Origin of the sequence: Sphingobacterium sp. UBA6645 (assembly GCF_002455685.1) — a bacterium.
Lineage (GTDB): Bacteria > Bacteroidota > Bacteroidia > Sphingobacteriales > Sphingobacteriaceae > Sphingobacterium > Sphingobacterium hotanense.
In genome coordinates, this window is record NZ_DKLH01000050.1 from 36,748 (window position 1) to 49,650 (window position 12,903).

9 protein-coding genes are annotated in these 12,903 nt (G+C 42.8%); 4 read left to right on the plus strand and 5 right to left on the minus strand.

Annotated elements, in window-relative coordinates:
• Nucleotides 1–2: 2 nt before the first annotated feature.
• Complete coding sequence (locus B2400_RS09660) at nucleotides 3–1,091, plus strand: DUF3810 domain-containing protein (protein ID WP_293932975.1); 1,089 nt, start codon at nucleotides 3–5, stop codon at nucleotides 1,089–1,091.
• 62 nt (nucleotides 1,092–1,153) lie between these two features.
• Here the strand turns inward: B2400_RS09660 and B2400_RS09665 are convergent, their stop codons facing one another.
• Together B2400_RS09665 and B2400_RS09670 are read right to left on the minus strand one after the other, a co-directional pair.
• Entirely contained in the window at nucleotides 1,154–1,480 is a 327-nt protein-coding gene (locus B2400_RS09665; RefSeq protein ID WP_149526214.1) for a HesB/IscA family protein, read from the minus strand.
• A gap of 75 nt (nucleotides 1,481–1,555) precedes the next feature.
• Complete coding sequence (locus B2400_RS09670; RefSeq protein ID WP_293932978.1) at nucleotides 1,556–2,725, minus strand: cysteine desulfurase family protein; 1,170 nt, start codon at nucleotides 2,723–2,725, stop codon at nucleotides 1,556–1,558.
• A gap of 80 nt (nucleotides 2,726–2,805) precedes the next feature.
• On the opposite strand from B2400_RS09670, the gene B2400_RS09675 reads away from it, so the two are divergent.
• Nucleotides 2,806–3,654 carry a mechanosensitive ion channel family protein gene (locus B2400_RS09675; protein WP_293932980.1) on the plus strand — a complete coding sequence of 283 codons (849 nt, stop codon included), beginning with the start codon at nucleotides 2,806–2,808 and terminating at the stop codon, nucleotides 3,652–3,654.
• A gap of 149 nt (nucleotides 3,655–3,803) precedes the next feature.
• Here B2400_RS09675 and B2400_RS09680 read toward each other — a convergent pair whose 3' ends face one another.
• Genes B2400_RS09680 through B2400_RS09690 form a run of 3 tightly spaced genes read right to left on the minus strand, consistent with a single transcriptional unit; the run spans nucleotide 3,804 to nucleotide 7,649 of the window.
• Complete coding sequence (locus tag B2400_RS09680; RefSeq protein WP_149526211.1) at nucleotides 3,804–4,529, minus strand: MIP/aquaporin family protein; 726 nt, start codon at nucleotides 4,527–4,529, stop codon at nucleotides 3,804–3,806.
• Nucleotides 4,530–4,555: 26 nt separating this feature from the next.
• On the minus strand, nucleotides 4,556–6,052 hold the full coding sequence (gene glpK / locus B2400_RS09685) for a glycerol kinase GlpK (protein WP_293932983.1): 1,497 nt from the start codon (nucleotides 6,050–6,052) through the stop codon (nucleotides 4,556–4,558).
• A gap of 25 nt (nucleotides 6,053–6,077) precedes the next feature.
• Nucleotides 6,078–7,649 (minus strand): glycerol-3-phosphate dehydrogenase/oxidase, encoded by a 1,572-nt coding sequence (locus B2400_RS09690; protein WP_293932985.1) that lies wholly within the window; start codon nucleotides 7,647–7,649, stop codon nucleotides 6,078–6,080.
• Nucleotides 7,650–8,136: 487 nt separating this feature from the next.
• Here B2400_RS09690 and B2400_RS09695 point away from each other — a divergent pair, with 487 nt between their 5' ends.
• On the plus strand, nucleotides 8,137–9,405 hold the full coding sequence (locus B2400_RS09695; protein WP_260044829.1) for a Gfo/Idh/MocA family oxidoreductase: 1,269 nt from the start codon (nucleotides 8,137–8,139) through the stop codon (nucleotides 9,403–9,405).
• 15 nt (nucleotides 9,406–9,420) lie between these two features.
• On the plus strand, nucleotides 9,421–12,813 hold the full coding sequence (locus tag B2400_RS09700) for a DUF1080 domain-containing protein (RefSeq protein WP_293932988.1): 3,393 nt from the start codon (nucleotides 9,421–9,423) through the stop codon (nucleotides 12,811–12,813).
• The last annotated feature ends 90 nt before the right edge of the window (nucleotides 12,814–12,903 follow it).

Below are 12,903 nucleotides of genomic sequence, written 5' to 3' on the forward strand. Positions count from 1 at the left end.
AAATGAAATCCAACAAATCAACGAAATCGCTTTATATCTGGTTAGGGATTTGTATAGCCCTTATCTTGCTGTTGAATTGGTTTGTAACAGATTCCGAAAGGGTAGAGGCTGTTTACAGTCGAGCTTTCTACCCATTCTATCAATACCTCCCGAAATTGATATTCGGACTGCTGCCCGTTAGCCTAGGAGATCTGCTTTATCTTGCTATTGTCCTATTCCTGCTCTATCTCGTCGTTCGAACCATAGTTGTCCTGTTCAAAAAACAGTTTCATTCCGCTTGGCGAGGAGTATTGACATTAATTAGCACGGCGCTGTCCCTGTATATATTCTTTCACTTGGCTTGGGCGATCAATTATTATCGATTCCCGGTCAGCAAGCAACTTCAGCTATCGGTCGACACTATTCTTCTGGAAGATCATCTAGGCGTATTGGAAGAGCAGATACAGTTAGCGAATAGCTTGCGAGGAAAACTAGATCTGGACCGCAAAGTGCGAACCGCCGTCAACACACAAATAGAAGTGCTGATGCGGGATGATCGAGAGTTCTCTATGCTCAGTAAAACTCAGATCCACATTAAGAAACCATTAAGTTCTGTTATGATATCATCCTTTGGAACATCAGGTTATCTTAATCCGTTCAGTAATGAAGCGCATGCAAATGTCGATATGCCTATAACTTCCTATCCTTTTACGGTTACTCATGAGTTGGCACATCAAATGGGTATTGGATTGGAAGATGAATGTAATTTCATCGCTTATGTCAAGCTTCGGAATCATCAAGATCCCTGGTTTCAGTATGCAGCCTATTACGAAAGCATACAATACCTTTTAAGATCACTTTATCTTGTTGATGAGCCTATGTTTCAAAAATATAAAGCGAAGCTCTCAGAGGACATTAAAAGCGATTTAAAGAAAGATCGATTATACTGGGAGAGTTATACAGGCTGGTTGACGAATCTATCAGGAATATTTTACGATCAATATCTAAAGCATAATAATCAACGAGAAGGCATGGCGCGCTATGGCTTAGTAAGTAGATTGATTATCGCGTATGAAATGAATTTGAAAAATGGGAGAGGAAGCATTCGCTAATGCTATTTCAGAAAACAATAGATTAAATTAAAAAAGCGGGCAATTTGCCCGCTTTAATTATTTTACACCGAAAAGCTCTCGCCACAGGCGCAGGTTCTCGACGCATTAGGATTGTGGAATTCAAATCCCTTTCCATTCAATCCGTCGGAATAGTCTAATTCTGTTCCTGCCAGATATAAGTAAGACTTTATATCTAAACAGATTTTAACACCGTTATCTTCAAAAAACTGATCGCCTTTTTTCTCTTCGTTGTCAAAATTAAGCTTATAAGATAGCCCCGAACAACCACCACTTTCCACAGCCACACGTACGAAATAATTGCTATCGTAGTTCTCTTGTTGCATGATTGTGCTGATACGTTCTTTTGCTTTATCTGTAATGGTCACCATGTTATTCTTCCTCCATTTATTGTACAAAGATAATCAAAACAAGTTCCAAATCTTTCAAAAATCATCTGAGTTCTGTCAAATTAGCCCCTCTTTGTACATTTGCCAAATAGGCGACGCCTCCCGAATTTGCGTTACGGCACGCTTGATCTGTTGTATCGCAAGATCAATATCGTCGTTTGTAGTATATTTACTAAAGCTGAAGCGGCTGCTGCAAAAGACGTCTTCATCGTCCATACCCATCGCTTTAAGTACGTGTGACGGATCTCGTGAACCCGAAACACAGGCAGACCCGGATGATAGAGCCATTTCAGGAACCTTAGTCATCAATTCCGTCGAGCGCACGTGTTTGATTAATACATTGCTTGTGTTTGGAATGCGCAGTGTACTGCGCGCATGTACTGTTGCTTCCTCTATGTGTTGTTGTAGCTCAGACTCAAAGTAATCTCTAATCGTCTCAATCTGGCTATGGAATTCAAACCGTTTTACTGCTTCGCCCATGCCCACAATCTGCGGAACGGCATAAGTGCCACCGCGCAAGCCATGTTCCTGGTTCCCTCCAGTAACGAGGCTAGGGATTTGAATCGGCTTGCTTTTTCTACGTATAAACAAAGCACCAATGCCCTTAGGACCGTGAAATTTATGTGCACTTAAGCATAAGATGTCGATGGCTACTTCTTGTAAATCAATAGGTAATTTTCCGACATGCTGTGTCGCATCACAGAAAAATAAGACATCCTTTTCTTGGCAGATGTTTGCAATTTTCTCAATCGGATGTAATACACCAGTTTCATTATTGGCAGACATCAAAGAAACTAAAATACTGTCCGCGCGTATCGCTTTCCTTAAATCCTCCAAATCAATATTCCCCTGCGCATCAACATCGAGATAAGTTATCTCGTAGCCCTGCTTGCCTAAACTTTCACAGGTCGCCAAAACAGCTTTGTGTTCCGTTTTGCAGGTGATAATATGTTTTCCTTTTCGGTTGTAAGCTTGCGCAATCCCTTTTAATACGGTACTGATGCTTTCTGTCGCGCCGGAAGTGAAGTAGATTTCTTTTGGCGTACAGCCTAATCTGTCTGCAAGATCTATTCGCGCCCGTTCTATCGCTGTATTTGCCGCCCGACCGAGTTTATGCTGCACACTGGAGGCATTCCCATACGTCTCTTGAAGATAAGGAAGCATAGCCTGTAGAACCTCATCATCCATTCGGCTGGTTGCATTATTATCAAAATATAGAAAGCTCATGTGTTAAAGATATTTAAAATAATACATTCTAATCGGTTAGAAGCAGTATTTTGTTACTTTTGTAAAAATTACACTAATATATGAATTGGTTTTCTGTAGAAAGAAGTTTAGAACGACTAGTAGACTCTGTAGTGGTCGCGCTGCCTAAGATCGCAGTTGGATTTTTTATACTCATTGTTGGACGCTATGTAATCAAATTTGCGCTTAAATTTATCGATAGCAGGTTTGAGAAGAGAAATGTCGACCGTTCGATTCGTTCTTTTCTAAAAAGCATTATCAAATTTACGCTTTATGGTCTATTGTTGCTTACGGTAGCCAGTACGATGGGTATTCAAACTACTTCCTTTATCGCTGCTTTGTCTGCCTTCGGTTTGGCAGTGGGTATGGCGCTTCAGGGTAGTTTATCCAATTTCGCAGGGGGCGTATTAATCCTCTTATTCCGTCCGTTTGATGTTGGCGACTATATTTCCAGCGCGGCAGGAGCAACAGGAACTGTAGAACGTATCGACTTGCTGTACACAACAATGATTGACGACGACGGTATCCGCGTATTCACGCCTAATGGTCCTTTAGCCAATTCGGTCATCAAGAACTTTACAAAGATCGCCTCCCGTCGTATGCAATTTACCTTGAATGTGTCTTACGATACAAATATTAAAGTAGCGCGTGAAGCGGTTCTGTCAGTTTTAAAAGCGGATGAGCGTATTTTGGATAAGCCGCTGCCGGAAGTCGTAGTAGGTGATTTGAAAGAAACAGGAATAACGTTAGTTGTGCGTGCTTGGGCGAAGCGTGAAGTATTTTGGGCAACCAAGAATGAAATTAGCGAGCAAGTCAAGAATATACTCGATGGTAAGAACGTAGTTTTCCCGCAAAACATTGTCAAGGTTATTGGCGATCAACCCAATGCGGATGAAACTCCCGTCGCTTAATCCAGCGACTCTTTTAAGACATAATATCGGTAAGCTACAACGGCCTGTTGTAGCTTACTTAGTTTAGCGGGGTCCAGCTTTGTATAGCTAGGTAAGACCGCCTTGTTTATTTTATTCAATATTTTAAAAAATCCTTTTTTCATCGCTTCCTAATATATGCAGCTATAGAGCGCTACTGCCAACAAGGCTCCAATAATTGGGCCTAAAAACGGAACCCAAGCATAACCTGCATCAAACCCTGCTTTATTTTTGATCGGTAATAGGGCATGCATGATTCTCGGGCCTAGATCTCTGGCTGGATTAATAGCGTAGCCTGTTGTACCGCCTAAGGACAATCCGATCACCCATACGACAAAAGCAACAGGAATAGCCCCGATAGATCCTAAGCCAATCACGGAATCATCAGCCATCTTTGCATCTGTAAAGTGAAGAATCGTAAAAATAAGCACAAACGTTCCTACCACCTCAGATACTAGGTTGATTGGAGGGTTGCGCAGGGCAGGAGCGGTACAAAATACTGCCTGCTTAGCGCCGGCATCATCTGTCTGATCGAAATGGTCCTTATACATCAACCAAACAACAAAAGCGCCGGTCATAGCGCCTAAAAATTGTGCGCCGATATAACTTAAGGTCGTTACTAAATCTAATTTTCCCAAAGCTAAATTGGCGATAGTCACTGCACAGTTTAGATGTGCACCGCTATAAGGCCCCGCAATCGTGACGCCGACAAAAACAGCGAGTGCCCAGGCGGTCGTTATCACGATCCAACCTCCGTTATTACCTTTTGTGCCTTTCAGCACCACATTGGCAACCACGCCGCCCCCAAGGAGGATCATGACTGCTGTTCCTAAGTATTCTGCTACAAATGGACTCATATAATAGGTTTAGTTTTGATTTTCTTTTATTCTGGGTTTTCTGACCAATATTTTACGGCTTTAACCGCGCGGTTCCACTCCTTCAAATTGTTCGAAAGCTTGTTCGATTTCGTGGGAACAATCAATTTGTCTTCTTTCCATAACGCTTCAATCTCCTTGACGTCTTTCCAAAAACCAACAGCAAGGCCTGCGAGAAAGGCTGCACCCATAGCAGTCGTTTCCGTGATTTCCGGACGCACGACGTTCGTTTTTAAGATGTCGGCTTGAAATTGCATCAGGAAGTTGTTTTGTGTTGCTCCACCATCCACACGCAGTTCCTTAATCTTAGCGCCCGCATCTGATTCCATAGCTTTTAAAATGTCGTAGGTTTGATACGCAATGCTTTCTAATGCAGCACGTGCGATATGTGCATCTGAAGTTCCTCTTGAGATACCAAATAACGTTCCGCGGGCATTCGCATCCCAATGTGGCGCCCCTAATCCGGCAAAAGCTGGAACCAGATACACGCCGTCGGTACTATCCACGCTGGTCGCTAAAGCTTCGACATCGCTGGATTTCTTGATAATCTTCAACTCATCGCGTAGCCATTGAACAACAGCGCCACCGATAAATACAGAACCTTCCAGTGCATATACGACCTCTTTCCCGATCTTCCAACCAATCGTGGTCACCAACTTATTTTTCGACTTTACCGGCTTATTGCCCACATTCATCAGCAAGAAACATCCTGTTCCGTAGGTATTCTTGGCCATACCTTTCTTCAAGCACATCTGTCCGAATAATGCGGCTTGCTGGTCGCCTGCGATTCCTGCGATTGGAATCTTCCGACTGCCCAATTCGCCGGAGGTCTCGCCATAGATTTCTGATGAACTCTTTACTTCCGGAAGCATGCTCTCGGGGATGTCAAAAAGCTTCAATAGATCCTGATCCCAGGACAAAGTATTGATGTTGTATAACATGCTGCGTGACGCATTCGTCACGTCAGTCACATGTGTTTTGCCATCGGTCAGATTCCAGATCAACCAGGAGTCAACTGTTCCAAAAGCTAATTCGCCTTTCTCAGCGAGCTTGCGGGCTCCTTTTACGTGATCTAAAATCCACTTGATTTTGGTTGCCGAGAAGTAGGAATCAATTAATAGTCCTGTTTTATCTTGCACCTCATCCAAATGCCCCTCTTTGATCAATTGTGCGCAATATTCAGCCGTTCTACGGTCTTGCCATACGATAGCGTTGTAGATAGGCGCACCGGTACGTCGATTCCAAACAATCGTGGTCTCCCGTTGATTGGTGATGCCTATGCCTTTGATGGCATCTAATTTAGTTTTTGATTTAGCGAGTACTTCTGTTAACACGGCTAATTGGCTCGACCAAATCTCTTGCGGATCGTGCTCAACCCAGCCTGACTTTGGATAGATTTGTTGGAATTCTTTCTGTGATATATTAACGATTTCACCTTTTTTATTGAAAAGTATTGCACGAGAACTCGTGGTACCTTGGTCTAAAGCTATAATGTATTCTTTCATTCAGATAAGTTTATAAGTGGTTGTATTATAAAAGGTAATTGTTTGCTAATTCATTGAATAGTTTAATTTGATTATCACGCCATTCTTGCGATTTGCCTAGTTCGCCGGCCATAAGATCAGCAACTACCGGAGCTGCTCTTTTCGCTGCCTTTGCATCCAAGAGTAATAGCCTGCAACGACGTGCAAGAAAATCTTCGACCTGTCGAATCATCTCATGGCGACAGGACCATACGACCTCTGCTTTTGTAAATTCATATTCGGGGAGCAGGAGTTCCTTCAAGCTTTCATCTTCTTGCATCAATGCTTGAATCTGATTATAGTCGATTCCGTAATAGGTCCAGTGTCCAGCTTGAATTTGATCTGTCGAACCATGAATGGGAAGATTCATAGTTCTGCAGGCAACATGCGGTAAATCTCCCGCTTTAATTGCCGCATCGACGGTATCTTGAGCCATCTTCCTGTAGGTTGTCCATTTCCCGCCGGTGATCGTGATCAGATTGGAGTCGCTAACCAAGAGTTTGTGATCGCGAGAAATCTCTTTCGTACTGCCCGTATCGTTGTCTTTGGGAGCAGCTAATGGCCGTAAACCCGCGTAGATACTTAAAATATCATTGCGCGTAGGGTAAGGATTCAAGTAAGATTTGGCGGTTGCCAAAATAAACTCGATCTCGTCTTCCATAGGTCTAGGCTCAATCTGATGCGTATTGATCGGTATGTCGGTTGTGCCTAACAAGACTTTATCATGCCAAGGTACGCCAAAGAGTACGCGGCCATCGCTCGTTTCGGGAATCATTAATGCATCATATCCATCTAGGAATTTTTTGTCGATCACGATATGCGAGCCCTGACTCGGACGTACTAGGTTCTTATGAGTAGCGGTATCCAGCTTTAAAATGTCGTCTACGAATATCCCCGTGGCATTGATAACGGTTTTAGCTATAGCTTTATAAGTAGTCCCATTTTCTGTATCGCTGAAAGTAACTCCACATACCTTACCATGTTGATCTTTATCGATGCCAATGGCATCCATATAGTTCAATACCGTTGCGCCATGGCTGATCGCAGTCTGCGCTAAATTGACCGCTAGGCGAGCATCGTCAAATTGCCCGTCGTAGTACAGGATGCCTCCCGTTAGGCCCTCCTGCTTTATATGAGGTAGCTTTTCTACCACTTCTTTCTTCGAGAGCAAGACAGATTTCCCAATCCGCAAGCTGCCGGCCAACCAATCGTAGAGTTTTAGACCGATCAGATACTTTAGTTTATCGAATGTCGAGTAGAGAGGAATAACGAAAGACTGTGCAGAGGAAACATGAGGCGCATTCTTAAAAATGAGTCCTCGCTCTTTCAACGCACCAATGACCAGCTTAATATCACCATTTGCCAGATACCTAACACCGCCATGCACCAATTTCGTGCTCTTGCTGGAGGTTCCTTTCGCGAAGTCGTATTTCTCGATTAATAAGACCTTGAATCCACGGCTCGCTGCATCAACTGCAGTACCAAGTCCGGTAGCTCCGCCGCCAATGATGACGAGATCCCATAATGTTGTCTGTTTTATCTTTTCAAGTTGGTTTTTTCTTGCAGTTTCGAATTGCATGAGATTGATTTTTATCTAAATGTAAGCATTTTCAAAATGAATTGCATTGGCGCTTCCTAAAAATGAAGGGTATTAATTGACTCATAACCCTTTCATAACCCAATCAAAGCCCTTTCATAACCCAATCAGACCCGCTTCAGAAGGGGAGTGATTTGGGAGTAGAATGGGAATAAAAAGCCACATATATATCGAAGGTACGCTGCATCAGTTATCAAATATTTAATAAATCGGTTTGTTTATTCGTAATATTTTATTTACGCAACCGATTGTTTTATTAAATTTGTCATCAATCACCTTTACATGTCTTAAAATAATATTGTTTTGGCATGTTTGAATAAGTCAAAACTGAAAAGATTTTATAATCTTGTAACTTAATCTATTTATAAAGTTTTTATGATTGGATGGCTATTAACCTAAATGATAAATCTACCTATACACTTGTCTTTTTTAGGGAAATAGCGATTTAAGCTATGGAACCATAAACATTATGAAAGAAAACAATAATTCTTCTAGACGCGATTTTATCAAGAAATCGTTGATCGGGGCAGCTGCTTTTACCATTGTACCTAGATTTGTACTTGGAAAGGGATATTTAGCCCCTAGTGACCATTTAACAAAGGGTGTTATTGGTGTTGGATCAATGGGTCGTGGACACTTCAACTATGCGGGTACAAAGACCGTTGCGATTTGTGATGTGGACACGCGCCACTTAGCATTAGCACAGAAGGCTCTTGGGGGCGGTGTGAAAGAGCATCATGATTTTAGAGATTTGATCAATAATCCGGAGGTGGATATTGTACATATCGCTACGCCACCACACTGGCACGGTTTGATGGCAGTTGAAGCTGCTCGCTCTGGAAAAGATATTTGGTGTGAGAAGCCGATGACTAGAACGATCGGTGAAGGTAAGAAAGTAAAAGAAGCTGTTGCTCAGCATGGTAATATTTTTAGACTAAATACTTGGTTCCGTTTTGATGCGAACTTCTACGGGATGAACGTTCCGGTGAAGAAGATCAAAAAATTAGTAGATACCGGTATGTTAGGCTGGCCATTGAAAGTTACGATTTCAAAACATACAGGTTTTGACTGGAAGTTCTATTGGGTTGGAAAGGAAAACTTGCCAGTTCAACAGGTTCCTAAAGAATTGGATTATGAGATGTGGTTAGGTCCTGCACCATATAAGCCATATAGCGCACACCGTACGCACTTGACCTTTAGAGGTTATTGGGATTATGATGGTGGCGGTCTTGGAGACATGGGACAACATTATCTGGATCCTGTACAATATTTCTTGGGCAAGGATAATGAGAGCCCTGTTTCTATCGAGGTAGATGCGCCTCAGCAGCATTCAGATGCTGTAGGTACTTGGCGTAAGATTACCTATACCTATGCTGACGGTTGCCAGATTATCTTAGATGGTGCCGGTACGGAAGAGGGTAAGGCTTATATCGAAGGACCGAACGGTAAGTTGTACCGTGGATTCGTTTCCGATATTCCAGATTTGGAGCGCAAATTAGCTCAATACCCAGAGCCCGCTCCACAGGTTACAGATTTTGTTGAAGCAGTTCGTACGCGTCAGAAATTTGCTTTGAACGAGCAAAACGGTTATTACTCATGTACGCTAGTGAACTTAGGTCTTGCGGCGTTGCGTTTGAACAGAAACTTGAAATTCGATTCGGATAAGCAAGAATTTGTGAACGACGATGCAGCAAACAGATTAATCAATCAACCAATGAGAGGTCCTTGGACATTTTAATTCCCTAGAAAAATCATGAAGAAAGTATTTAATACGATAACCGCTTTACTATTTATACAAGTTGCTGCATATGCGCAACAACCTGCAAATAGAACGTCAGCAACCAAGATTGCCGATGTTTTAGCTCAACAGCCTGCCGAGGAGCAGTCTAAGTTTATTTTAGCAATGAAAGAACTTGAAGGATTCACGGCAGATGATGTTTCCAAACTATTATTAGGCTTAAAACCACAGGGTGGCAATAATGCACCTATCGAATATGCGACAAATTCTTACGCATTCTATGTGATGCAACCAGGATTTGAAAATCAGCGCGCTACATATGTACAGGGATTGCTTTCGGCACTTGATAATCTACAAGATGCCAATAACAAGGGCTATGTCTTGGAATTATTGAAGTTCTGCGCAAAGAACGATGCGATTGCTAAAGTAGCACCTTATCTTGCTGACGAGTATTTAGCAGAGAAAGCTGCGCGCGTGCTAAATGCTATCCGTACGCAGGAGGCTGTAGCTGCTTTGAATACGGCATTGGCATCATCTGCTACGGAGAAGACGGCTACAGCAATTATCGCTGCCTTGGGCGATTTAAAATCTAACGAAGCGGAAGCAAAGATCATCGAATTGATCGGTAAATATCCATCGGAGAATTTCCAATGGAACGGTCTAACTGCTTTAAGTAAAATTGGTGGTTCGCAATCTTCAGCTTTATTCTTAGATAAGGCAAAGGCGTTAAATTACCAATACGATAAAACAAATGCTTCGAGTTTGGCGATTGACTATGCAAAGCAATTGGCGAAAACGGATGAAGCTGCGGCGAGCAAGTTCGCGACCACCTTATTCAATAATGCAGGTAAGGCGAAGGGCTCGGCTGTTCAGGTTGGTGCATTAGAGGTGTTGACCGACATCAACCCTCAAAAACAGAAGAAACAATTGTTGAAGCTTGCTTCAAGCGATGATAAAGTATTGCGCAATGTAGCTTTAGGTTTACTAGCAGACAATGCATCTGCTTCTGACTTATTGAAATTAGCTAGCTCTATGCGCAAGCTAGATGGGGATGCACAGGAAAGTGTGTTGAACTTCCTAGCGACAAAAGATGCTGCAGGTTCTGTAGCATTGATCGAGAAAGGATTTCCAAAATTGAAAGATGAGGAAGCAAGAATCGCAGCTTATAATGCGCTTTCTGTATTATCGAAAGGATCAAACGTTCCATTCTTAATAAAGCAAATCCCTGGTGCGTCTGATAATGAAGTGAAGACCATTAAAACGATGTTGTTGACGGCGAAAGATGCAGGCACGATTGATTCAGTGAATGCTGCGCTTCCGAATGCTGACGCGAAGACACAGGTGCTTTTATTGGAAGTCTTGGCACAACGCATGAACCCTAGTTCGGCAGCTGTGGTATTGCCATTGACGAAGTCAACCGATGCAGCAGTTCGCACTGCAGCATTCAATGCATTACCTAATGTGGTTAACAATTCGGATTTTGAATCTGTTATTGCTTTGGTAAACGATGCAGAGGGAGCAGACTTAGCGAGCGCACAGCAAGCGGCTATCTTGGCTTTGCAAGCAAGTGCAGATAAAGACGCGAAGATTCAACGCCTAGCGGCTAATATTTCTCGTTCTTCGGCGCCTTCAGCAGCGAAATACTTCCCGGTTTTTGCGGGAGTGGGTGGTGCTGATGCCTTAAAAGCAGTAGAAAACTACGTTAATAACCCAGGCTTGAAAGCTTCGTCGATTGAAGCATTGTCTAAATGGAATAATGAGGAGGCTCTTCCGGCCTTGATCAAATTGGCGAGAACGGAAAAAGACCCTGCTTTGTTCAATACAATTTTTACAGGTTTAATCAAGCAATTAAATGCTAGCAAGCAATCAGCTGAACAAAAGACATTGACTTTACGCGATGCATTTGCATTAGCGCAAACTGCAAAACAAAAGCAATCTGCATTGAGCAGCATGCAAGCGACGAACACTTACCAAGCAATGATGTTCGCTAGCCGCTATATGAACGATCCGGAATTGAAAGGAACGGCTTCAAACGTGGCGATGAACATTGCGATGGACAACAAAGAATATGTTGGTTCTGACGTTCGCGGTATCTTACAGCAAGCAGCCGATAATCTTTCAGGTAGCGAAAGTTCTTACCTAAGAGAAGCGATCGTTCGCCATTTATCAGAAATGCCGGCAGAGCAAGGTTTTGTATCGATCTTTAACGGTAAAGACCTAACGGGATGGAAAGGTTTGGTAGAGAACCCGATCAAGCGTGCGGCGATGTCTAAAGCGGAATTGGAGAAAAAGCAAGCTGTTGCTGATCAGAAGATGCGTGAGAACTGGAAAGCCATCGATGGTGATTTAGTGTTCAGCGGACATGGTGATAACATCGCTACAGTAAAACAATACGGCGATTTTGAGATGTTGGTAGACTGGAAATTAGATCCTCAGGGTAAAGAGCCTGATGCAGGTGTTTACTTGAGAGGAACTCCACAGGTTCAGATTTGGGATATCTCGCGTACCAACGTAGGTGCTCAAGTAGGTTCTGGAGGTTTATACAACAATACGAAAAACCCGAAAGATCCGTTGAAAGTTGCGGATAACGCTTTAGGTGAATGGAATACATTCAAGATCAAAATGGTCGGAGAGAAGGTTTCTGTTTGGTTGAACGGCGAGCTGGTTGTTGATAATGTTACGTTAGAAAACTACTGGGATCGCAATCAGTCAATTTTCCCAACGGAGCAAATTGAGCTTCAAGCGCATGGCTCGCGCGTATGGTATCGTGATATCTACGTGAAAGAGATTCCACGTTTGGAAGTTTCTAGATTGAGCGATGCGGAGAAGAAAGAAGGTTTCGAAATGTTGTTCGACGGTACGAACATGGATAAGTGGACAAGCTCTGCAGCATACGAGATTACGAAAGAAGGATATATTCGTTCGAATCCGGTTGCTAAGTTCGGAAAGAACATCTATACGAAAGATCAATATGGTGACTTTGTTTACCGCTTTGAGTTCAAATTGACGCCTGGAGCAAATAACGGTATTGGAATCCGCACGCCGATCGATGGCGATGCTGCATATGCCGGTATGGAAATCCAAGTGTTGGATGATGGCGCAGAGGTTTACAAAGACTTGAAAGAATACCAATACCATGGTTCTGTTTACGGTATTATTGCTGCGAAACGCGGTTCATTGAAACCTGTTGGCGAATGGAATACGGAGGAAATTCGTGTTCAAGGCAACAAAATCAAGGTTACTGTAAATGGTAAAGTGATTGTTGACGGCGACCTTAAGGAGGCTACAAAAAATGGCACTGCCGACAAGAAGAGCCATCCGGGATTGGAAAATAAATCAGGGCACATCGGCTTCTTAGGTCACGGTACTGAGGTATTCTTCAAAAATATTAGAGTAAAGAGATTGTAAGTAAATTAGGCTTTATTTACAGGAGAGGCGGTTGAAAAACCGCCTCTTTGTTTTGTGTGCCCAGCATGGGCAATAACTTTAGGGTGTAAG